Origin of the sequence: Vibrio clamense (assembly GCF_050337905.1) — a bacterium.
GTDB classification, from domain to species: Bacteria; Pseudomonadota; Gammaproteobacteria; order Enterobacterales; family Vibrionaceae; genus Vibrio; species Vibrio cortegadensis.
Map to the genome: position 1 here is coordinate 1 of NZ_JAKJTJ010000037.1, position 23,274 is coordinate 23,274.

21 protein-coding genes and 3 tRNA genes are annotated in these 23,274 nt (G+C 43.2%); 21 read left to right on the forward strand and 3 right to left on the reverse strand.

Annotated elements, in window-relative coordinates; translation table 11 throughout:
* The first annotated feature begins 3 nt into the window (after window positions 1–3).
* From L4C39_RS18775 to L4C39_RS18785, 3 genes are all read left to right on the forward strand, one after another.
* Window positions 4–79: transfer RNA gene (locus L4C39_RS18775), tRNA-Gly, on the forward strand.
* Window positions 80–147: 68 nt separating this feature from the next.
* A tRNA-Met gene (locus L4C39_RS18780) sits at window positions 148–224 on the forward strand.
* A 32-nt stretch (window positions 225–256) separates the two neighbouring features.
* A tRNA-Gly gene (locus L4C39_RS18785) sits at window positions 257–332 on the forward strand.
* A 555-nt stretch (window positions 333–887) separates the two neighbouring features.
* Here L4C39_RS18785 and queG read toward each other — a convergent pair.
* Window positions 888–2,012, reverse strand: coding sequence for a tRNA epoxyqueuosine(34) reductase QueG (gene queG, locus L4C39_RS18790; protein WP_429747420.1), 1,125 nt, complete (start codon window positions 2,010–2,012; stop codon window positions 888–890).
* Between the two features lie 255 nt (window positions 2,013–2,267).
* On the opposite strand from queG, the gene tsaE reads away from it, so the two are divergent.
* The 11 genes from tsaE (at window position 2,268) to motX (ending at window position 14,094) form a co-directional block, all read left to right on the forward strand.
* Entirely contained in the window at window positions 2,268–2,732 is a 465-nt protein-coding gene (gene tsaE / locus L4C39_RS18795; RefSeq protein ID WP_017051374.1) for a tRNA (adenosine(37)-N6)-threonylcarbamoyltransferase complex ATPase subunit type 1 TsaE, read from the forward strand.
* Window positions 2,726–4,435, forward strand: coding sequence for an N-acetylmuramoyl-L-alanine amidase (locus tag L4C39_RS18800; RefSeq protein WP_429747422.1), 1,710 nt, complete (start codon window positions 2,726–2,728; stop codon window positions 4,433–4,435). The genes tsaE and L4C39_RS18800 overlap by 7 nt, the downstream gene beginning before the upstream one ends.
* A gap of 13 nt (window positions 4,436–4,448) precedes the next feature.
* Window positions 4,449–6,533: a DNA mismatch repair endonuclease MutL gene (gene mutL, locus L4C39_RS18805; protein ID WP_429747424.1), complete on the forward strand. Its 2,085-nt coding sequence runs from the start codon at window positions 4,449–4,451 to the stop codon at window positions 6,531–6,533.
* Between the two features lie 41 nt (window positions 6,534–6,574).
* The gene (gene miaA, locus L4C39_RS18810) at window positions 6,575–7,507 is read left to right on the forward strand and encodes a tRNA (adenosine(37)-N6)-dimethylallyltransferase MiaA (RefSeq protein ID WP_429747426.1); all 933 of its coding nucleotides are present in this window, start codon (window positions 6,575–6,577) and stop codon (window positions 7,505–7,507) included.
* Between the two features lie 196 nt (window positions 7,508–7,703).
* Window positions 7,704–7,964 carry an RNA chaperone Hfq gene (gene hfq / locus L4C39_RS18815; RefSeq protein ID WP_017051378.1) on the forward strand — a complete coding sequence of 87 codons (261 nt, stop codon included), beginning with the start codon at window positions 7,704–7,706 and terminating at the stop codon, window positions 7,962–7,964.
* Window positions 7,965–7,999: 35 nt separating this feature from the next.
* Window positions 8,000–9,307, forward strand: a complete 1,308-nt coding sequence (hflX, locus tag L4C39_RS18820; protein ID WP_429747429.1) for a ribosome rescue GTPase HflX — start codon at window positions 8,000–8,002, stop codon at window positions 9,305–9,307.
* 27 nt (window positions 9,308–9,334) lie between these two features.
* Entirely contained in the window at window positions 9,335–10,516 is a 1,182-nt protein-coding gene (gene hflK / locus L4C39_RS18825) for an FtsH protease activity modulator HflK (RefSeq protein ID WP_113796833.1), read from the forward strand.
* A gap of 2 nt (window positions 10,517–10,518) precedes the next feature.
* Window positions 10,519–11,499, forward strand: a complete 981-nt coding sequence (gene hflC, locus L4C39_RS18830) for a protease modulator HflC (protein ID WP_113796835.1) — start codon at window positions 10,519–10,521, stop codon at window positions 11,497–11,499.
* 99 nt (window positions 11,500–11,598) lie between these two features.
* Window positions 11,599–11,784 (forward strand): DUF2065 domain-containing protein, encoded by a 186-nt coding sequence (locus tag L4C39_RS18835; protein WP_113796863.1) that lies wholly within the window; start codon window positions 11,599–11,601, stop codon window positions 11,782–11,784.
* A gap of 129 nt (window positions 11,785–11,913) precedes the next feature.
* The gene (locus L4C39_RS18840) at window positions 11,914–13,230 is read left to right on the forward strand and encodes an adenylosuccinate synthase (RefSeq protein ID WP_113796837.1); all 1,317 of its coding nucleotides are present in this window, start codon (window positions 11,914–11,916) and stop codon (window positions 13,228–13,230) included.
* A gap of 228 nt (window positions 13,231–13,458) precedes the next feature.
* On the forward strand, window positions 13,459–14,094 hold the full coding sequence (gene motX / locus L4C39_RS18845; protein ID WP_113796841.1) for a flagellar protein MotX: 636 nt from the start codon (window positions 13,459–13,461) through the stop codon (window positions 14,092–14,094).
* 106 nt (window positions 14,095–14,200) lie between these two features.
* Here motX and L4C39_RS18850 read toward each other — a convergent pair whose 3' ends face one another.
* Entirely contained in the window at window positions 14,201–15,610 is a 1,410-nt protein-coding gene (locus tag L4C39_RS18850; RefSeq protein ID WP_017051385.1) for an amidohydrolase, read from the reverse strand.
* A 250-nt stretch (window positions 15,611–15,860) separates the two neighbouring features.
* Here L4C39_RS18850 and rnr point away from each other — a divergent pair, with 250 nt between their 5' ends.
* The 6 genes from rnr to rplI all read left to right on the forward strand — a co-directional run bounded on the left by rnr (window position 15,861) and on the right by rplI (window position 20,854).
* Window positions 15,861–18,371 carry a ribonuclease R gene (gene rnr / locus L4C39_RS18855; RefSeq protein ID WP_429747433.1) on the forward strand — a complete coding sequence of 837 codons (2,511 nt, stop codon included), beginning with the start codon at window positions 15,861–15,863 and terminating at the stop codon, window positions 18,369–18,371.
* A gap of 17 nt (window positions 18,372–18,388) precedes the next feature.
* Window positions 18,389–19,129 carry a 23S rRNA (guanosine(2251)-2'-O)-methyltransferase RlmB gene (gene rlmB / locus L4C39_RS18860; RefSeq protein ID WP_017051387.1) on the forward strand — a complete coding sequence of 247 codons (741 nt, stop codon included), beginning with the start codon at window positions 18,389–18,391 and terminating at the stop codon, window positions 19,127–19,129.
* A gap of 277 nt (window positions 19,130–19,406) precedes the next feature.
* Window positions 19,407–19,808 (forward strand): 30S ribosomal protein S6, encoded by a 402-nt coding sequence (rpsF, locus tag L4C39_RS18865; RefSeq protein ID WP_017051388.1) that lies wholly within the window; start codon window positions 19,407–19,409, stop codon window positions 19,806–19,808.
* Between the two features lie 8 nt (window positions 19,809–19,816).
* Window positions 19,817–20,119, forward strand: coding sequence for a primosomal replication protein N (gene priB, locus L4C39_RS18870; RefSeq protein ID WP_029203233.1), 303 nt, complete (start codon window positions 19,817–19,819; stop codon window positions 20,117–20,119).
* Between the two features lie 16 nt (window positions 20,120–20,135).
* Window positions 20,136–20,363 (forward strand): 30S ribosomal protein S18, encoded by a 228-nt coding sequence (gene rpsR, locus L4C39_RS18875; RefSeq protein ID WP_017051390.1) that lies wholly within the window; start codon window positions 20,136–20,138, stop codon window positions 20,361–20,363.
* A gap of 38 nt (window positions 20,364–20,401) precedes the next feature.
* On the forward strand, window positions 20,402–20,854 hold the full coding sequence (gene rplI, locus L4C39_RS18880; protein ID WP_017051391.1) for a 50S ribosomal protein L9: 453 nt from the start codon (window positions 20,402–20,404) through the stop codon (window positions 20,852–20,854).
* Between the two features lie 88 nt (window positions 20,855–20,942).
* Here the strand turns inward: rplI and L4C39_RS18885 are convergent, their stop codons facing one another.
* On the reverse strand, window positions 20,943–21,701 hold the full coding sequence (locus tag L4C39_RS18885; protein ID WP_171757422.1) for a DUF481 domain-containing protein: 759 nt from the start codon (window positions 21,699–21,701) through the stop codon (window positions 20,943–20,945).
* Between the two features lie 172 nt (window positions 21,702–21,873).
* Between L4C39_RS18885 and L4C39_RS18890 the strand changes: the two genes are divergently transcribed.
* On the forward strand, window positions 21,874–23,274 hold the full coding sequence (locus L4C39_RS18890; protein ID WP_029203234.1) for a replicative DNA helicase: 1,401 nt from the start codon (window positions 21,874–21,876) through the stop codon (window positions 23,272–23,274).

A 23,274-nucleotide genomic window follows, 5' to 3' on the forward strand; every position in this document is an offset into this window, starting at 1 on the left:
CATGCGATACTAGCTCAGTTGGTAGAGCGCAACCTTGCCAAGGTTGAGGTCATCGGTTCGAACCCGATGTATCGCTCCAATTTCTCTCTTTGAGCCTTGCTCRGAAAGAGTTGGAAAAGCGTCATTGTCTTAAACAATGCATCCGGACGCGGGATGGAGCAGCTTGGTAGCTCGTCGGGCTCATAACCCGAAGGTCGTAGGTTCAAATCCTGCTCCCGCAACCACATTTAGATTGAACGCACCCGCGGTCGATTATGCGATACTAGCTCAGTTGGTAGAGCGCAACCTTGCCAAGGTTGAGGTCATCGGTTCGAACCCGATGTATCGCTCCATTTTCTTATCAAGAGAGTGGATACAGTTAATATCGCTCTTTCTAATGCTGTGAAAGCATAAATCCCAAATAAACATTAAAAATTCACCCTTCGGTGGATATTTTTTTGTCTTTATCTTTTCAATAACCATTGAAATGCTACTTATACACACGGTGATCTGATGATTTACTGTGGTCTTTGTATATTCGTTAACAGACTTATCCACAAAAAATTAGCTGTGGATAAGTTGGTTGATAAGGTGTTTTGTTGTGTGTGTTTGATTTTTCGTTTAAAAGATCTTTTTGTGGCAAATAGGTTGTCATATCGGAAGGGATTTCTTTATCTTATTGTTTTTTAAGGGTTTGGTTGGTTTTTATTCGACATTCCCCCTCTGTATTAAAGATCATTAACTTGTTGTTTTTTGATCCTAATCATTTCTTTAGACTGTGTTTAACTTTTCTAAGCGTATATCAAACCGTCGCTATTAAATTTATTGTCCACATTTGTGGTTTTGAGATGAATATCAAATATTGAGAGAGGGTTTTGTGCAAAAGACAGCCTTAATCAAGCTCGAAATTAGGCGTCTCTTGGTAAACCTTTTTGAACGATACGAATAAGTCTCTGCTTTTTCGTGCTATGGCGGGCGCTATCTACTGGAAGCTGATGTAGCTGTTGTTGAATAGCCCACTGAATATGAGTATCCAGAACATCACTTAGCCCGAACCGCGACTCTAAAGCTTCTACAATCGCAAGTTTGTACGGAGCATTACCTAATGCGATAGAGATGTTGCGTAGCCACTGTAGATGCCCGATACGACGAATCGCGGAACCTTCCATTTTTTTGAGAAACATATCTTCATCCCAGCTAAATAGCGAGAGAAGATCGGGTTCTTCAAATGAGGTTCGGCGGTGGAAATCTGTTTGGTCTGTTAAATCAGAAAATCGATTCCACGGGCAAACTAGCTGGCAATCATCGCAACCATAAATACGGTTTCCAATCGCGGCTCTAAACTCTTCAGGAATGACACCATCAAATTCAATGGTTAAGTATGAAATGCAGCGACGACCATCAACGATTTTCTCATCGACGATAGCGTTGGTTGGGCACGATGTGATGCAGGCTTTGCATTTACCGCACTCATCTTCGCTTGGGGTATCAACAGGCAGAGGAAGATCGATCAGTAGCTCTCCTAAGAAGAACCAAGAGCCCGCTTCTTTATCTAATATGAGTGAGTGCTTTCCTGTCCAGCCGAGTCCCGCCTTTTGAGCCAATGGCCTTTCAAGGATTGGTGCTGAATCAACAAAAGGGCGATGCCCAAACTGTCCGACTTCTTGCTCAATAAGCTGTCCTAGCTTTTTGAGTTTGTTGCGAACCAATTTATGGTAATCACGCCCGAGTGAGTATCGACTGATATACCCAAGGTTAGGATCACTCAAGTTAGAAGCAAACATAGCTTCAGGTGGCAGATAGTTCATTCTTGCGCTGATGACTCTTACCGTTCCCGGTAACAGTTCATCTGGTCGAGCTCGCATCATGCCATGACGCGCCATCCAATCCATATCTCCGTGGTAACCATTATCTAACCACTTCTGTAATGGACCTTCATGTTCTCGTAAATCAACATCGCAGATCCCTACCTTTTGAAATCCTAATTCACGGGCCCAAATTTTAATTTGAATCGCTAGTTGATCGTAGTTCATGAGTGGATTGCTCTGAAAAAATGGGGTCGGATCTTAACGGATCTTCAACTTAGAATCTAGAATCATTTATTGAGTTAATCACTTTTGCTAGAGAAAATGCTGATTAACGAAGGAAAGTCATGAGTATCGTAAATAAAGTGACATTTTTACGGATTACTTACACTTGATATCTTGTCTCTCAAAACCAACAAGGTTTACTATTCGTACTCTTTTGATTTTTATATAGTCGACAGTCAATATTTAGAGAATGTATCTATGAGCACAAAACAATTCACCTTGAAAGATGAACAGGCAACCATTCAAATGGGCAATGCGCTTGCTGGCATTTGTTCTCAACAAACAACCATTTATCTACATGGTGATCTTGGGGCTGGAAAAACAACATTTAGCCGTGGATTTATTCGCGCTCTTGGACACGATGGTAATGTAAAAAGTCCAACCTACACCTTAGTGGAACCTTACCAGTTAGCTGATTGGCAAGTGTATCATTTTGACTTATATCGTCTTGCCGATCCTGAAGAGTTGGAATACATGGGGATTCGTGATTATTTTACTGACGATGCTATTTGCTTGGTAGAGTGGCCAGAAAAAGGGCAAGGACTATTACCGCAAGCGGATTTAGATATTGAATTACGTTATGACGACCAACAGCGAGTGGCGTTATTAACGGCAAATAATGATTATGGTCGAGTTTTATTAAGTCAATTGGAGCTATGTTGATCAGCATACGAATTCCAGCAGTTGTTATTGCTGCTATCACTTTCCTACTTAGTTTCTCAACTTTAGCGTCTGCCAATGCGCTTGAAGGGCTGCGAGTGTGGCCCTCTCCAGATGAAACTCGTGTTGTCATTGATTTAAAATCTGAGGCTGATTTTAGCTATTTTACTTTAAGTAGCCCCAGTCGCTTAGTGGTCGATCTGAAAAAGACATCATTAAGCACAAAGTTACCGCTAGTGGTCTCTGATAGCCCAGTGTTGTCAAAAGTGAGAAAAAGCAGCGCTCCAAGTAAGGGGACGTATCGCCTCGTTTTTGAATTAAAGAAGCACTCTACTCCTGAGTTATTCAAACTCAGCCCGACTCCAGGTGGCCAATATGGGCACCGTTTAGTGGTCGATTTTCCACATGGTAAAACAGCAGTTAAAGGCAAGGTGCCATCGAAGCCTGTGGTGAATAAAGACATCTCACAAATTCAGCGCAAGAAAGATATTCTGATTGTGATCGACCCTGGCCATGGGGGAGAAGATCCCGGCTCTATCGGGCCGTCTAGAAAATACGAAAAGAACGCGACATTAAGTATTTCAAAGAAGATCGCAGCACAGTTAAATGCGATTCCTGGTATCAAAACACGTCTAACACGTAACTCAGATTACTTTGTGAACCTGAATCGTCGTGTTGCGATTGCACGTGAAAATGATGCCCACCTGCTGATCTCCATTCATGCTGATGCCTTTACTACGCCTAAGCCGCGTGGTGGCTCTGTGTTTGTGTTAAATACAAAGCGTGCCAATACCGAAATTTCGCGTTGGGTCGAAAACCATGAGAAACAGTCGGAATTACTGGGTGGTACGGGAACGGTTCTCACTAAGAATATTAATGATAAAAATGTAAACCAAACCTTGCTTGATTTACAGTTTAACCATTCTCAGAAAGAGGGGTATAAGCTGGCGAAATCTATTTTATCTGAGATGGGAAAAGTCGCTAAACTGCATAACTCTAAGCCGATTAATACCAGCTTGGCTGTTTTACGCTCACCGCAAATCCCTTCAGTTTTAGTGGAAACTGGCTTTATCTCTAATCCAACTGAGGAGCGTTTACTTTTCCAACGTTCTCACCAAGATAAATTAGCGAGGGCGATTACCCAAGCGGTGGTTCGTTATGTTCAAGCTAATCCTCCAGAGGGAACCATTTTAGAGGCTCAAGGAAAAGCGGTTAAGCATAAAGTCAAAGCCGGTGAGTCATTATCGGTTATCGCGAAGCGTTACGGGACATCGGTAGCCACAATAAAATCCGCTAACCGATTAAAATCGTCCGGCTTAGCTGTTGGGCAAATATTAACGATTCCGGGATATTCCATGCCGACCGTTGTGCCTAAAGCGAAAAACCCAATAGAGACGAAGACGGTGACGCATATCGTTCGAAAAGGGGATTATTTAGGCAAAGTAGCAAAACGCTATAAAGTGAGTGTCGCGAGCATTAAACGAGAGAACCGACTTAAATCGGACACGTTGAAGTTAGGGCAAAAACTAAGAATTACAGTGAGTTTGAAAGATCTTCCGCTTAGAAAACACAAAGTTAAACGCGGTGAATTTTTAGGTAAGATCGCCACTAAATATGGTGTTACGGTAAATAGCCTTCGCCAAGCGAATAAGTTGCGCTCCGATTCACTAGCGGTTGGCCAAGTGCTAATCATACCGAATAAGTAGGCGGCTTCTTACGATGACAATTAAAATATTACCCGCCCGGTTAGCCAACCAAATTGCCGCAGGTGAAGTGGTAGAAAGACCAGCCTCAGTCGTGAAGGAGTTGGTTGAAAATAGCTTGGACTCAGGTGCGACTCGAATCGACATCGATATTGAGAAAGGCGGAGCTAAGCTCATTCGGGTGCGCGATAATGGTAAAGGCATTGTAAAAGATCAATTGGCTCTGGCGTTGAGTCGACATGCGACCTCTAAGATTCATACTCTTGATGATCTTGAAGCGATCATTAGTTTAGGCTTTCGTGGAGAAGCGCTAGCCAGTATCAGTTCCGTTGCTCGCCTGACGATGACTTCTCGACCTGCCACGCAAGATCAAGCTTGGTCGGCGTACAGTGAAGGCCGAGATATGGCGGTAAAATTACAGCCAACGGCTCACCCAATTGGCACCTCTGTTGAAGTATTGGATCTCTTCTTTAACACGCCTGCTCGCCGTAAGTTCTTACGCACTGAAAAAACAGAATTTACCCATATCGATGAATTGCTTAAACGCATTGCTTTAAGTCGTTTTGATGTGACGATCAATCTTCGTCATAACGGGAAAATGATCCGTCAATACCGAGCATCAAAAAACGATCTCCAAGCAGAGAAGCGTATTGCGGCTGTGTGTGGGGCCTCTTTTGTTCGTCATATGCTTAAAATTGAGTTGGAGCATCAAGGGCTAAAGCTTCATGGTTGGGTAACGACGCCTGAAGGGGCGAGGCAACAAAGTGATTTGCAGTACTGCTATGTGAATGGTCGAATGATGCGTGACAAGCTGATTAATCACGCAATTCGACAAAGTTATGCCACCAGTTTGAAGCCTGAGCAGTTTGCTACTTATGTTCTGTTTATCGAGATAGATCCCCATCAAGTCGATGTGAATGTACACCCTGCAAAACATGAGGTTCGCTTTCATCAAGCTCGCTTAGTGCATGATTTCATTTATCAGGCTTTAACTAGTGCCTTGGCACAAAGTGAACATATTGATGAGCCTAGAGTTACAGAATCAGCTTTTCATCAGGAGGAGTGCGAGGCTCAGCGTGCTGAGGTGGCAGGTGCAGAGCTTTCTGCATCCGAACGTGCAGCAGAAGTGATAGATCAAATGCCTTCTTACCCCGGTAAAGCTGAGAGTGAACGATCGCCTTTGGTTGTTGATGGTGTGAGTGAATCTTACCCGAATCGAGATTGGGTAACTAAACCTCATCATGCAACCCAAAACCCTCAGCCTTATAGCACTAAGAATCTAAGTTCTGGTTCTCAAAGTTCGTCGCATCAAAGCTCATCGTATCAAAGCTCGTCGCATCAAAGTCCATCGTCTCAAAATACAGCGCTTTCTAAAGATAAGCGTTACCACGCTCAACCTGCGCCATCAAAGCAAGAAGTACGCGCTTACCATCAGTTAATGAAAACGACTGAAGGTGAAGGTGAAGGTGCGTTTCAGGATCCAAAAGATCAGAATGAAGTCGTTACTGATGGGAAGGCGATCTCTGAGGCGAAGAATCAGCAAGAAATTGTCGAATTAGGCAAAGCACTCTGCGTTGTTGAGCAGCAATATTTGGCGATGGGCTCAAAATCGGGTTGTTTGCTCGTATCACTGATTCGTGGTGAGTGGCTGCGAGTTAGAGGCCAACTTAATACAAGTGTAAATCCCTTAACGAGCCAACCACTGTTAGTGCCGTTATCGATAAAGCTTGGTAAAGATATGATCGCGCTGGTTGAAGCGAATCAATCTTTATTAGGGACATTTGGTATCCAGCTTAAAGCCAGAAATTACGAAACAATACTGGTTATGGGGGTTCCGCAGCCATTAAGGCAGCAAAACCTGCAACAGTTGATCCCAGATCTGTTATCTTATCTGCTCTCAGACGATCAAGTGAATGCCGATTCGTTAGCTTCTTGGCTGGCAAATCAAATAACACAAGTAAAAAGCAGCTACACTTTATCTGAAGCAATTCAAATTGTTGCGGAACTCGAACAGCTTTGGCAAGGTCAATTACCATTAGACGATATAGATTTCGTTAAACCGATTGATTTTTCAGCCACCGTTGCAGCATTTAAGCTGTAAACGGTAAGCTATTGATTAAAAATATAAATAAAAAAGTGAACATGAATCAGAAGTTACCTTTAGCGCTATTTTTAATGGGGCCAACAGCATCAGGAAAAACGGATCTTGCGATACGTTTACGCCAAAAGTATCCAGTCGAAATTATCAGTGTGGACTCTGCATTGATCTATAAAGGGATGGATATTGGAACCGCGAAACCTGATGATCAAGAGCTCGCGCTTGCCCCTCACCGTTTGATCGATATATTAGATCCTAGCGAAGCGTATTCTGCCGCCGATTTTCGACGCGATGCATTGGAAGCAATGAATGATATTGTTTCTGAAGGTAAAATACCGTTATTGGTTGGCGGTACAATGCTATATTACAAAGCATTACTTGAAGGTTTATCACCACTTCCAGCGGCCAACCGTGAAATACGTCATCAAATAGAACAACAAGCGCTGGAGAATGGCTGGGCAGCGTTACATGATGAATTAAAAGCGATCGATCCTGTATCTGCAGAAAGAATTCATCCAAATGATCCACAAAGGTTGTCTAGGGCATTGGAAGTTTACCGAATTTCAGGTAAAACTCTAACTGAGCTTACTCAAGTGAAAGGTGAAAGCCTGCCATTTAGAGTAAAACAATTTGCGATAGCTCCCAAGGAAAGGGCAGAACTCCATCGTCGTATTGAATTACGTTTTGATAAGATGCTAGAGGCTGGGTTTGAAGATGAAATGCGTACTTTGTATGCCCGAGATGATCTTCATCCAGATCTTCCATCGATTCGATGTGTTGGATATCGACAGATGTGGGACTATTTAGATGGGCAGTGCGATTTAGATGAAGCGGTATTCCGTGGTGTCTGCGCTACTCGTCAATTGGCCAAGCGACAAATCACCTGGTTACGCAGTTGGGATGATTTAACTTGGTTAGATAGCGAAAACATTGAACAAGCGTTAGAAACTCTTTCAGATGCAATAGCATCCGATTGAATTAGCTGTGTATAATGTGATCGTTTTTGCGTGAATATACCCTGAAGGATCTGTCATTAAGATTTAACAATGATCCTCAATTCTAAATGACAATAGGGTGTTTATTATTCATTTAGCTCAGATGCAAAGGCCGCACACTTTTTAGTGCACCACTAGCTAAATAATTACAACTAAAAAATCAAATAAGGAAAATAAAATGGCTAAGGGGCAATCGCTACAAGACCCATTCTTAAATGCTCTACGACGTGAGCGCATTCCAGTGTCTATCTACCTTGTGAATGGCATTAAGCTACAAGGTCAGATCGAATCTTTTGATCAATTTGTGATCTTGCTGAAAAATACAGTTAACCAAATGGTATACAAACATGCGATTTCAACTGTTGTCCCAGCTCGAGCAGTGAGTCACCATACTGCAGAGCGTCCAGCAGATCGCCCTCAAGAGAAGTCTGAAGATTAATATTCAAATCTCAAAAGTAATAAGGAGTTGGTTGCTTGTTTGACCGTTATGAAGCCGGCGAACGAGCCGTACTTGTTCATATCAACTTCACGCAACAAGGTGAGTGGGACGATCTCAGCGAGTGTGAAATGCTGGTGTCTTCTGCTGGGGTGACGACGCTACAAGTTGTGACGGGTAGTCGTCAGTCACCACACCATAAATACTACGTTGGAGAGGGGAAAGCTCAGGAAATCGCCCAAGCTGTACAGCTAACGGGTGCTGATGTGGTGATATTTAACCACGCCTTATCTCCAGCCCAAGAACGTAACCTAGAAATGTTGTGCAAATGCCGAGTGTTGGATCGTACCGGTTTAATACTTGATATTTTTGCTCAACGAGCTCGGACACATGAAGGGAAATTACAGGTTGAGCTTGCTCAGCTTCGTCATATTTCAACTCGATTAATCCGTGGTTGGACCCACCTTGAGAGACAAAAAGGTGGTATTGGTTTACGTGGTCCGGGTGAAACGCAGTTAGAAACCGATAGACGTTTATTGCGTGAGCGAATTAAAGCGATTCTACGCCGTTTAGCTAAAGTGGCGAAGCAGCGTGAGCAAGGGCGGCGAGCTCGGAATCGAGCAGAAATCCCAACCATTTCATTGGTAGGTTATACCAATGCGGGTAAATCGACACTGTTTAACTGCATTACAGATGCGGGAGTGTATGCGGCAGACCAATTATTTGCGACGTTAGATCCTACATTGCGTAAGATCGAATTAGCCGATGTTGGGCCTGCGATTCTCGCGGATACTGTTGGTTTTATTCGTCATTTACCTCATGATTTAGTTGCAGCATTTAAAGCAACATTACAAGAAACGCAAGAAGCTGACATTTTGTTACATGTTGTTGATGCCAGTGATGAGCGTTTTCGTGAGAACATTCAAGCGGTTCATGATGTACTAGAAGAGATCGATGCCCATGAGGTACCGTCTCTAGTCGTGATGAACAAGATCGACAGCCTTGATGATCAAAATCCTCGTATCGAAAGAGATGAGGAAGGCTTACCTCGTACTGTTTGGGTTTCTGCTATGAATGGCATCGGTATGGATCTTCTATTTGAAGCTCTAACTGAACGCTTAGCGAAGCAGATGGTACAGTATCAGTTGCGAATTCCACCTCAATATCAAGGTAAAATTCGTAGCACATTCTTCGAGTTAAAGTGTATTCAACAAGAAGAATATGATACAGATGGTAACTTGTTGATAGATATTCGAATGCAACAAGTAGATTGGTCTAGGATTGAAAAAAGAGAAGGGGCAGTTTTGAGTGACTTTATCGTTACAGAAAGGACTGCTACAGTATAACGTCATATCAAATGATGGAGCTTTCTAATGGCGTGGAATGAGCCTGGTAATAACAACGGCAATAACGGCCGCGATAATGACCCTTGGGGTAATAAAAATAATCGCGGTGGCCGAGATCAAGGACCGCCAGACCTAGATGAAGTTTTTAATAAACTGAGTCAAAAGTTGGGTGGCAAGTTTGGTAAGAAAGGTGGCAATGGCCCGAGTATTGGTGGTGGTGGCGCAATTGGCTTAGGTCTAATTGTTGTCGTTGCGATTGCGGTATGGGTATTTTCTGGTTTCTATACAATCGGTGAGGCTGAGAGAGGGGTTGTCCTTCGTCTTGGTAAATATGACCGTATTGTTGATCCAGGCCTAAACTGGCGACCTCGTTTCATTGATGAATACGAAGCGGTAAACGTACAAGCAATTCGTTCATTGCGAGCTTCTGGCACAATGTTAACGAAAGACGAAAACGTAGTAACAGTAGAAATGGGTGTTCAATATCGTGTTGCTGACCCATATAAATACTTGTTCCGCGTAACGAGTGCTGATGACAGTTTGCGTCAAGCGACAGATTCTGCATTACGTGCCGTTATTGGTGACTCATTGATGGACAGCACGCTTACCAGCGGTCGTCAGTTGATTCGTCAAACAACGCAAGAGACACTAAATAGTATCATTGATAAATATGATATGGGTCTTATCGTTATCGACGTTAACTTCCAGTCTGCTCGTCCGCCTGAAGAAGTTAAAGATTCGTTTGATGATGCGATTGCTGCGCGAGAAGATGAAGAGCGTTTCATCCGTGAAGCTGAAGCATATAAGAATGAAATTTTACCGAAAGCAACAGGTCGTGCTGAGCGTCTGAAAAAAGAAGCGCAAGGTTATACTGAACGCACGGTGAATGAAGCTCTTGGTCAAGTGGCTCAGTTTGAGAAACTACTACCAGAATATCAAGCGGCACCAGAGGTTACTCGTAACCGTTTGTACCTTGATACAATGGAAGAAGTGTACACCAATACATCGAAAGTACTGATTGACTCTGAATCGAGCGGTAACTTGCTGTACTTGCCAATTGATAAGCTAAGTGGCCAGGACGGTGACAGTTCTAAGCGTAAGACTAAATCGTCTTCTGCTTATGACAGTATTGAACTTGAATCTCAACGTACAGATACTCAAACCGAGACTCAAACCCGTTCAACTAACTCACGTCAAGGGAGATACTAATAATGCGTAAGTTAATGATCCCTGTATTGGTCGTTGCGTTAGCGATTATGTTGATGTCATTGTTTGTTATTCCTGAAGGTGAACGTGGTATCGTGATCCGTTTCGGGCGTGTACTTAAAGATAACAATGATGTGGCTGCACGTATTTACGAACCTGGTTTGCACTTTAAGATGCCAATGTTTGATCGTGTGAATCGTCTTGATGCGCGTATCCAAACGATGGATGGCCGTTCAGACCGATTCGTAACGTCTGAGAAAAAAGATGTCATCATCGATACCTACGTGAAATGGCGTATTGAAGATTTCGGTCAATACTACCTAGCGACAGGTGGTGGCAATGTTCAGACTGCTGAAGCTCTGTTAGAACGTAAAGTAACGGATGTATTACGTTCTGAAATTGGTTCTCGTGAAATCAAGCAGATTGTTTCTGGTCCTCGTAACGAAAAAGTTCTGCCTTCAGTTGAAGATGCAGAATTAATCCCAGAAGCGTCTAAAGAAGCATTGGAAGTTGATGGTCAGCGTGACATCATCATGGATAACGTACTTGCCGATACAAGTGAGAGCGCTCTGACAGACTTAGGTGTAAGAGTGGTTGACTTCAGAATGAAGAAAATCAACTTGCCTGACGAAATCAGTGAATCGATCTACAAGCGTATGCGTGCGGAACGTGAATCGGTTGCTCGTAAGCACCGTTCTCAAGGTCGTGAAAAAGCCGAAGTTATTCGTGCTCAAGCGGAACTTGAAGTGGCGACAGTACTTGCAGAGGCAGACAGAACTGCGCGTGTAACACGTGGTGATGCCGATGCAAAAGCAGCCGCTATCTATTCAAATGCTTATAACAAAGACCCTGAGTTTTATGGATTCTTACGTTCACTGAAAGCATATGAGAAGTCTTTTGGCTCTAAGAGTGATATCTTAGTTCTTGATCCAAAGAGTGATTTCTTCAAATACATGAATGACGCAAAAGGTGTTACTTCTAAGTAATGACTTATCGTCTTCAGTATTAAGAAAAAGGCTCCGCAAGGGGCCTTTTTTGTGCCTGTTGATTTATTAATAGCGTTTTTAAGAGAGTTAGGTTGGTGTATGTCGAGTTCGATTTGGTTAGCGATAGGCTTGGTTTTAATTGTGGAAGGGCTTGGACCGTTGATTGCTCCAAATGGTTGGAGAAATATGGTGGCTCAATTGAGTGAACAACCAGACAATCAACTACGCCGTATTGGTGGTTGTTTAGTGGTTGCGGGAGCGGTTATCGCAATAATGATGAGTTAAACAAGCTGATTGATTTCTACATGCTTATCAATCCGTTATCCGTGAAGATTCTAGAATGCCTAAAAAATGACTGCAAGAAATGTGATTCAGTGCTAGAATCCATTTTTAATTAGCAACAGAATTGGAAAGATGGGAAATAACGTAGTCGTGCTAGGCACCCAATGGGGTGACGAAGGTAAAGGTAAAATTGTTGACCTTTTAACTGAAGATGCAAAATACGTGGTTCGCTACCAAGGCGGTCACAATGCTGGTCATACTCTTGTCATTGACGGTGAAAAAACCGTTCTTCACTTAATTCCATCAGGTATTCTTCGCGATAAGCTTAAGTGCGTTATCGGTAACGGTGTTGTTCTATCACCAGAAGCCCTGATTAAAGAGATGAAACCTTTAGAAGAGCGCGGCATCCCTGTTCGCGAACGTCTTTTCATTTCTGAAGCATGTCCTCTAATTCTTCCTTACCACATTGCTCTAGACCAAGCGCGTGAAATCGCTCGTGGTAAAAAAGCAATTGGTACAACTGGTCGTGGTATCGGTCCAGCTTATGAAGATAAAGTTGCTCGTCGCGGTCTTCGCGTTGGCGATCTATTCGACAGAGAAGCATTCGCAGAGAAACTAAAAGAAGTGATGGAATACCATAACTTTGCATTAGTTAACTACTATAAAGCGGAAGCGGTAAGCTACGAAGAAGTACTTGAGCAAGCTATGGGCTATGCAGACCTACTAACTTCAATGGTTATCGATGTAACTGATGAGCTAGATGCTGCACGTAAGCGCGGTGATAAGATCATGTTTGAAGGTGCGCAAGGTACTCTACTTGACATCGACCACGGTACTTACCCATACGTAACGTCTTCTAACACTACTGCTGGTGGTGTTGCTGCAGGTTCTGGTTTCGGCCCTCGCCACATTGGTTACATTCTTGGTATCGCTAAAGCTTACTGTACTCGTGTTGGTTCTGGTCCATTCCCGACAGAGCTATACGATGGTCTAGAAAAACAAGATCCAGTAGGTAAGCACTTAGGTGATGTTGGCCATGAGTTTGGTGCAACAACTGGTCGTTTACGCCGTACTGGTTGGTTCGATGCTGTGGCAATGCGCCGTGCAATCCAAATCAACTCAATTTCTGGCTTCTGTCTAACTAAGTTAGATGTACTAGACGGTCTTAAAGAACTTAAGATCTGTACTGGCTACCAGATGAAAGATGGTTCTATCCTAGAAGTTTCTCCAATGGCTGCTGAAGCATTTGAAGAAGCGACACCAGTTTACGAAACTATGCCTGGTTGGTCTGAAAATACTTATGGTGCAACGTCTCTTGATGCGCTTCCACAAGCGGCTTTAGATTACATCAAACGTATCGAAGAACTAACTGGCGTTCCTGTTGATATCGTATCAACTGGCCCAGACCGTAACGAAACAATTGTTAAAGTTCACCCATTTGGTGCTTAATAGTTGATATCTATGATGAATAATAAAAGCCGGCTTAATTAGCCGGCTTTTTTGTACCTGTTGTGATGATCTTTTGTTCACTGTCTGGCAAGATATTGCCTATAAACGGCAATAATTCCCTAAAGAGATCCGCTAGATTGCCGATAATCTTATCAAGCCTATATAAACGCAGAGCATTGCTTGTGCGTGGATATGGAGTTTTACTGATACGAATAAAAGAGTGCAGGTATGAAGCTACGAATAGTAGCGGCTTCATTAATGTTGGCGCTGAGCTCTCCCTTGAGTCATGCAAATTTGGCTGAGGTTGGGGAGCCTATCCCAATTTATACTGAAGCCGAACTGATCAAATTAATTGAAGATAATCGACATTTAGAGCGAGTAAAAGCTGATAACTGCCAGATCGTGGAAGATATCGTGGCTCGTGCAACTCGAATCAACCTGCCATCATACGAGTTTTTGTATGGTGATATGCTGGCTTGGGGGGTGTGCGTTGAGCAAGATGTTGAACTTGGTCTGTATTATATGGAAAACGCTGCGCATCAAGGGTTACCCGCTGCGCTAGAGCAACTCGGCCGTTATTACTCTCGTGGTACATTAGTACAGCAAGATAAAGAACGTGCTATTCCATATTTACGTGAAGCGGCTTCTATGGGGAACTTGAATGCCCGCATTCATCTCGCTGAACTGTTGTTACGTGATTATGGCAGTCCACTCGATTATGAAGATGCTTATCGCTGGCTGTATAACTCAGCAACGGCAGATAAGCGACAGCACAGCCGTATCTCGGTGTTGCGACAAGGTTTAGAGCTGAGAATGCCGCAAAATATTATCGCCAGAGCCAAGCGCCGTGATGTGTTCTGGTAGATAGATATAAATTCAAAAATTATTGATAACTGCACTCAAATGAAAACAGCCCTTATAGTGAATATAAGGGCTGTTTTGTTTTACTTATTTAAAAAGTATCAGAGTCTTATTGAACTGTCTCGCCCGACTCAATCACCGTCTTACGTACAATTTCAGTAAAGGCTAAAGCTTCTTCACGGATCTTCGTCTCATCAACCGTTAGCATCTCTCTGTCTTTCATAATGACTTTACCAGCAACGATAGAGTGGCGAACATTTGCAGAGTTTGCTGAGTAAACCAGAGCTGAGTAAGGGTTATAGACTGGAACCATATTCGGCGCTTTGGTGTCGATAACAATAATATCGGCCAGTTTGCCAACTTCTAATGAGCCTATTTTGTCTTCCATGTGCAGTGCTTTAGCTGCGCCCATTGTTGCCATATCAATGACTTTAATTGGTGGCATTGCAGCTCGGTCTTTGTTTACGAGCTTATGTACTTTGGCGACTTGGTTAAACTCATCAATGGTACTTAATGTGTTGCCAGACATAGGGCCATCAGTACCTAGACCGATACGAACATCTTGGTCATACATTTTCAGCGCCGGTGATACCCCTTTTGCTGATTTGATGTTGGCACTCATGTTGTGCGCGACACCCATATCCGATTTTTTAACCAGTTCAATATCCGCATCATCGACTAAGATCATGTGAGCGCCGACTAAGTTCTTATTGAGTGCACCGATGCTGTCCATGTAAGCGACAGGTGATAGACCGTCTGAACGCTTGGCAATTTTCTCTTCTTCACGATGTGACTCTGCAAGGTGGATCATTACCGGTACGTCGTGCTCAAGAGAGAGTTTTGCTACTTTTTGTAGAATCTCAGTGGTATTGGTATAGGGTGCGTGTGGGGCAAATGCTGGGGTAATACGCGGATGATCTTTGTACTCTTCAATAAAGTTCAGCGCGTATTGGATGCCTTCTTCCGCATTAGCTGCATCGGCTACCGGAAATTTAATCACGGTTTCACCCAGTACGGCACGCATACCGATAGTATCAACGGTTTTTGCTACTTCATCTTCAAAGTAGTACATGTCGGCGTAAGTCGTTACACCACCTTTGACCATTTCAACATTGCCAAGATTTGCACCAATACGCACCATGTCACGAGAAACAAGCTTTGCTTCTAGAGGGAAAATGTAGCGGTGAAGGCGATCTGGCACGTCATCAGCAAGTGAGCGAAATACCGTCATAGAAACATGCGTATGGGTATTAATTAGACCTGGCATGACAATATCACCATCGACATCAAGTGTTTGCTTTGCTTGATATTCCTTCGCTAAAGTAGCATCACCAACAGCGATAATTTTGTTATCTTTTACAACAATTGTGCCATTGTCATAGACCGCTTTATCTTGATTCATGGTTAATACCATCGCGTCAGTGATCATAAGATCAGCTTTTTCGGTGGCAAAAGAAGAAGTTGAAAACAAGCCAAAGCTCGCGATAGCCGTTGCAAGAAGTGTTCGTTTAATTGTCATATCAATACCTTTGGAACAGGTGGGGAGAGTCGCGTTTGATGATAGGCTAATCTGGTATTTCTGCAATCGATTGCCTTGTCAATTTCATCAAGATGAGATCTTAAGCAAAGGATATGAAAGTATATTTAACAAAGTGAAATGTTATGTTTTTTCAAGGCTAATTCCTTCTATTATTAAAGCAAATCTGTAGCTTATCTCCTTAGTCAGATATACTAAGCCGTATACCTTCCTTGCTTAAGCAGGCCCGCCTATGTCAAAACAAACACCAGAAAAAAAGAATGCCGATCCCTTTGCAGATCGTGAATCTCAAAAATATGAAAACCCAGTTCCAAGTCGTGAATTTATTACTGACTTTTTAACCAGAGCTAATGTACCAATGAATCGTAATGATCTATTTGAAGCATTAGGTCTGACAGGTGAAGAGCAGTACGAAGGGTTACGCCGCCGGTTACGCGCGATGGAGCGTGATGGTCAATTGATTTTCACTCGTCGTCAGTGTTATGCACTGCCTGAAAAGCTCGAATTGACGAAAGGTTATGTTATTGGGCACAAAGATGGTTTTGGCTGGGTTCGACCTGAAGGTAGCGTAGGAAAAGATAATGATATCTTGCTTCCACACCACCAAATGCGCCACATCATTCATGGCGATTTAGTGCTTATTCAGCCATCAGGAACGGATAAGCGAGGGCGTAAAGAAGGGCGCTTAGTTCGAGTGCTAGAAGAGAGAAAAACGCCACTTGTCGGACGTTTCTTTTTTGAATACGGGCACTCGTTTGTGGTTACCGATGATTCACGAATCAGCCAAGATATTCTGATCCCAAATGAGCATAAAGGCGGTGCTCGAATGGGGAACGTGGTGGTGATTGAGCTGACTGATCGTGGCACTCGTTCGCGAGGCATGATGGGTAAAGTAATTGAAGTTCTCGGTGAAAATATGGCTCCGGGTATGGAAACGCAAATTGCAATCCGTACTCATCAAATTCCAAACGTTTGGCCTGTGGAAGTTGAAAAGCAGGTTGAGAACTTAGGTGAAGAAGTTCCTGAAGAAGCGAAGAAAGGACGTGTTGACCTGCGTGAATTGCCATTAGTAACCATTGATGGTGAAGACGCGCGAGACTTTGATGATGCTGTCTATTGTGAAGCTAAAAAAGGCGGTGGTTGGCGCTTATGGGTGGCGATCGCGGATGTAAGTTATTATGTTCGTACTGATACCGCACTCGACAAAGAAGCGATCAACCGTGGTAACTCAGTCTATTTCCCATCTCAAGTCGTGCCGATGCTACCTGAGGTATTATCAAACGGATTGTGTTCACTCAATCCACAGGTAGACCGTTTATGTATGGTTTGCGAAATGACGATTTCTTCAAGCGGTAAGCTTTCCGGCTACAAACATTACGAAGCGGTTATGAACTCTCACGCTCGCCTGACTTACAACAAAGTGGGTGCCATTCTCGATGGGGATGAAGAGCTGCGTGAACGTTATAAGCCTGAAGTGCCACATCTTGAAGAACTGCATAAGATGTACAAGATACTGAAGCAAACTCGTGATGAGCGTGGGGCTATTGAGTTTGAAACGGTTGAAACCAAATTCATCTTCAACGCAGAGCGTAAAATTGATCGTATTGAACCTGTGATTCGAAACGATGCGCATAAGCTTATTGAAGAGTGCATGATTTTAGCGAATATCGCTTCTGCGTCATTGGTTGAGAAAGCGAAAGAAGCGGCACTGTATCGTGTTCATGAATCTCCGGGTGAAGAGCGTCTGGTTGGCTTTAGGGACTTCCTTGGGGAGCTAGGCTTAAACTTGGGTGGTGGATTACAACCTTCTCCAACAGATTATGCACACCTAATGAAACAAATTGGTGAGCGTCAAGATAAAGAGTTGATTCAAACTATGCTGCTTCGCTCAATGAAGCAGGCGGTGTATAACGCTGATAACGCAGGGCACTTTGGTTTAGCTCTCAAACGTTACGCGCACTTTACTTCTCCAATTCGTCGCTACCCAGACTTGTTGTTACACCGTGCAATTAAGTACCTCATTGCCAAGCAAGAAGGAAGAAATACCGATCGCTGGACACCGACGGGTGGTTATCACTATTCATTTGACGATATGGATTTTTACGGTGAACAGTGCTCGATGACAGAGCGCCGAGCCGATGATGCAACACGTGAAGTGAACGATTGGCTAAAATGTGAATACATGCAAGATCATGTCGGTGATGAGCTTGATGGTGTTATTGCTAATGTAACCGGTTTTGGCTTCTTCGTTCGTTTGAGTGAACTGCATATTGATGGCTTGGTTCATATCTCTTCTCTTGCGAATGACTACTACCAATTTGATGCGGTAGGGCAGCGATTAATTGGTGAGAGCTTCGGTAATATCTATCGTCTTGGTGATGCCGTTAAAGTTAAAGTCAAAGCGGTAAATCTGGATGATCGTCAAATTGACTTTGAATTAGTAGAAACTAGTCGTAAGCTACGCGGTGAAGGCAAAACGGCGAAAAAACGCGCGGCAGAAGCTCAAAGAAAAGCGAAGAGTAAAAAACAAGGTGTTAAGAACCGTAAGCCAGGAGCTAAAGCCACTCCGCTTGTTGAACCAACTAAGCGACCTGATGGCCGCAATGAAGGTGAAAGTGCTGAAGGTGGACGTAAAAAAGGTTCTGCGCCTAAAGGGGAACAAAATGATAAACCCCGCAAGAAGAAATCTCGTACAGGCGCGAGTAAAGCTCGTGCCAAGAAAAAACATGAACAAAAGAAATAACGCTGACAAGGTAGACGATGAGTAACGAATTTATTTACGGCATTCACGCCGTGAAAGCGGTATTAGAGAAAGATCCTGCACGCTTCATTGAGGCCTATGTTTTAAAAGGCCGCCAAGATGAGCGTTTGATGCCTTTGCTAAACCAATTGCAGCAATATGGCATTTCAATTCAGCAAATGGGTCGCAAGCCTCTTGACGAGAAATCAAATGGCGCGAACCACCAAGGTATTATTGCGCGTGTTAAAGCCGCAAAACAGCTGAATGAAAATGACTTGGATGCGATTTTGGCAAGCAATGAACAGCCTTTATTGCTTGTGCTTGACGGTGTGACGGATCCTCATAATTTAGGTGCTTGTTTACGTAATGCTGATGCGGCGGGTGTCGCTGCTGTAATCGTACCAAAAGATCGATCTTCACCATTAACGGCGACCGTAAGTAAAGTTGCCTGTGGTGCTGCTGAAACGGTACCTCTTGTTCGTGTGACTAATTTGGCGCGTACGATGAGAGCGCTGCAAGAGCAGGGTGTATGGTTTGTAGGCACGGCTGGAGAAGCGACACATGACGTTTATCAAGCTAAATTAACAGGGCCACTTGCGATTGTTATGGGGGCAGAAGGCGATGGTATGCGCCGTCTAACTCGTGAAACATGTGATGATCTGATTAAGATCCCAATGGCAGGTAGTGTTTCTAGTTTGAATGTCTCTGTAGCGTCTGGTATTTGTTTGTTTGAAGCGGTAAGACAACGCTTGGCCCAGTAATGAGTTAGTGCGTATTTAACTATTTGAATTTATTAACGTTCATCATTATTGGTGGACGTTTTTTTTTCAGGCTAAAAAGAGAGAATATGTGGCTTTATCGGATGGCTAGATGGCAAAAGAAAAACTGTTTCATTATTAGCCAAATACCGCTTGCCAATATCCGGTTCTTTCTATAATATTTGCCGTCCTTAAAACTCGGTCATTTTTCTTTAGTTCCTTGCTTCCCCTGGACGACCGAGCCTTTCGTGGAAGCTAATAATCCGTAAGGAGCAACCAAATGCGTCATTATGAAATCGTATTCATGGTTCACCCTGATCAAAGCGAGCAAGTTGCTGGCATGATCGAACGTTACACTGGTTCAATCACTGAAGCTGGTGGTACTGTCCACCGTCTAGAAGACTGGGGCCGCCGTCAAATGGCTTACCCAATCAACAAACTTCACAAAGCTCACTACGTTCTTATGAACGTTGAAGCTGGTCAAGAAGTGATGGACGAGCTAGAAACTGCTTTCCGTTTTAACGATGCAGTTCTACGTAACATGATCATGCGCACTAAAGGCGCTGTGACTGAGCAATCTATTATGCTTAAGCAAAAAGAAGAGCGTGCAGAGCGTGCTCCTCGTCGTGAAGAGCGTACAGAAGCTAAGCCAGAAGCAAAGCCAGAAGCAGCAGCTGAGTAATTGATTGTATGACCAATCGAATGGAACTCAGCGGCTCTGTCGTTAAAGATCCTATTCGAAGCCTTAGCCCTGCGGGTGTTGCTCATTGCCGATTTTGGCTAGAACATCGCTCAACAGTGTTAGAAGCTAACCTACCGAGACAAGTTTTTTGTCGTATGCCGGTAGTCATTAGTGGGCAAAGGTCGCAAGCATTAACTCAAGAATTAGTTTTAGGTAGTAACATTAAGGTAAGTGGCTTCGTTGCTTATCAAACCGGCCGAAATGGCGTTGGTAAATTAGTGTTGCATGCCGATAACATTACTCAAATTTAAGATCAGGAGATAGCCCATGGCTCGTTTCTTCCGTCGTCGTAAATTCTGCCGTTTTACTGCAGAAGGCGTACAAGAGATTGACTACAAAGACGTAGCAACTCTAAAAAACTACATCACTGAAGCTGGTAAAATTGTACCTAGCCGTATCACTGGTACTAGCGCTAAATATCAGCGTCAACTAGCTCGCGCTATCAAGCGTTCTCGTTACGTTGCTCTTCTACCATACACTGACAAACATCAGTAAATTGGTATTAGTTTAAATTAGTTAAGAGGACTAAGATAATGCAAGTTATTCTACTTGATAAAATCGGTAACCTAGGCAACCTTGGCGACCAAGTAAACGTTAAATCTGGTTACGCTCGTAACTTCCTTATCCCACAGGGTAAAGTAGTTATGGCAACTAAAGCTAACGTTGAAATGTTTGAAACTCGCCGCGCTGAACTAGAAGCTAAAGTTGCTGAGCAACTAGCTGCTTGTCAAGCTCGTGCAGAAAGCGTTAACGCTCTAGAAGCAGTTGTTATTGAATCTAAAGCTGGTGACGAAGGTAAACTATTTGGCTCTATCGGTACTCGTGACATCGCAGACGCTGTAACAGCGGCTGGTGTTGCAATTGCTAAGAGCGAAGTACGTCTTCCTGAAGGCGCTCTACGTAACGTAGGTGAGTTCGAAGTAAGCATCCAACTTCATTCTGAAGTTTTTGCTACTGTGAAACTACAAGTAGTTGCTGCTGCTTAATTTCAGCATCAATCTATAATAAAAACACCAGCTTCGGCTGGTGTTTTTTTATGTCTAAAGAAAATAATTTGCTAGCGGTTGGGAGTGCTTAAAAGACAAATAGTAGGTTGACAGAAAAAATGCTGTCTGACTTATGCAATCCATTCGGCACCTTATCGTGGTATTGTCTAGAGTACGCCAGCTTTAACGCAATATCGTCAGTGATATTGTTAGTCGCACTGATCTCTGTATCCGTTCGAGTATTACTCCTCCCCGTAACCACGGTGATATCACCAGCAAGGTTGAGCGTTTTTAATGGCTGCCAAGCGGCATTGAGATTCCCACGAAAGATGCCTTCTTGGACGATGTCAGGAAATATAATGTCATCATCATCGATCTCATCTAAATTTGGCTCTTGGTAGCGGAAACCAGGACCAACTTCTAACTCTAATTTAAATAAATCGGTATTAGAAAACTGGAAACCAAATCCACTTGAGAGAGTGTAATCTTTAAAGTATGCCGTGTATTTTGAATCAACCCCTTTGAGGCTACCGTACAAGTATGTCTTTGGACTTAACTTATAGTCGCTTTGTAAGCTATAGGTGGATTGGCGCTTATCTTCCTCCCCATCTTTGTAGAGCATGTAATACTTCCATTCGCCATGGGTTCTATGCCTACCTTCGGTATACTCGCCACTTAAACGAGCATTAAGAGATTGTGAATCAGAATTACCTGTATGTGATTGATAGCCAAACTCGACTTCGCTACTAAGAGGGGATGGGATTTCAATGTCGGTAGCCGTGATCTCTTCAGCATAAACCATAGGGGATACGATCAGCCCCGCGCTGAGAAGGATAATTTTTGACACTGAATATCTCTATATTGATGGTCTGAATATGCGTATGGTAAAAGTATCCCATATGTACTAGGTCAGCAAAACGTAAATTTTCCATGAGATAAAAACAAAGTTAATCGAACTAGATTACAAATCATGGTTCTTCGCTATAATGGCGGTCATTATCAAGTTACTGAGCGTAGTCATGGTTGATACCAGAAATCGAAAACCCGTAGATACCCAAGTTGAGGCGATCAAAGTGCCTCCGCATTCATTGGAAGCTGAGCAATCTGTTATTGGTGGATTGTTACTGGACAATGAGCGTTGGGATACCGTGGCAGAAAAAGTCTTAAATAAAGATTTTTATAGTCGACCACACCGCCTGATTTTTGAAGCTGTAAAAGCCATTCTGGATGATAGTAAGCCACTCGATCTGATCACGCTTTCCGAATTCTTGGAGTTAAGAGAACAACTCGATGATGTGGGTGGTTTTGCTTACCTTGCTGACTTGGTAAAAAACACCCCAAGTGCTGCCAATATCAATGCTTATGCCGATATAGTTGCAGAGCGGGCGTTAGTTCGTAACTTGATCGGTGTTGCGAATGAGATTGCGGATGCTGGTTATGATCCTCAAGGTCGCTCATCTGAAGATCTACTTGATTTGGCTGAGAGTAAAGTTTTTGCGATCGCTGAAGATCGAACCAGTGAAAATGAAGGCCCTCAGAATGTTGATAACATTCTAGAGAAAACGCTAGAAAGAATTGAGATTCTATACAAGACACCACAAGATGGTGTGACTGGTGTTAATACTGGTTTCAATGATTTGAATAAGAAAACCGCAGGCTTGCAAGGCTCTGATCTTATTATTGTCGCGGCTCGTCCATCGATGGGTAAAACGACCTTTGCGATGAATTTATGTGAAAATGCAGCGATGGACCAAGATAAACCTGTGCTCATTTTCTCTTTAGAGATGCCTGCTGAACAGCTAATGATGCGTATGCTTGCATCTCTTTCTCGTGTCGATCAAACCAAAATTCGTACCGGTCAACTTGATGATGAAGACTGGGCGAGGATCTCATCTACGATGGGTATTCTTATGCAGAAGAAGAATATGTACATTGATGATAGTTCAGGGTTAACACCTACGGAATTGCGTTCACGAGCACGTCGTATTGCGCGTGAATCTGGCGGTTTAAGCATGATCATGGTCGATTACTTGCAGTTGATGCGAGTCCCTGGCATGCAAGATAACCGTACATTAGAAATTTCAGAGATATCACGCTCTCTTAAAGCATTGGCAAAAGAGTTGAATGTACCTGTTGTTGCGCTTTCTCAGCTTAACCGTTCCCTAGAGCAACGAGCGGATAAACGACCAATTAACTCCGATTTACGTGAATCTGGTGCCATCGAGCAAGATGCCGATTTGATTATGTTTATTTATCGTGATGAGGTTTACCATCCTGATAGTAATTATAAAGGCACTGCCGAGATTATATTAGGTAAACAGCGTAATGGCCCGATTGGTTCAGTGCGATTAACTTTCCAAGGACAATTCTCTCGCTTTGATAATTATGCGGGACCTGCCTTTGATTTCGATGACGAGTAA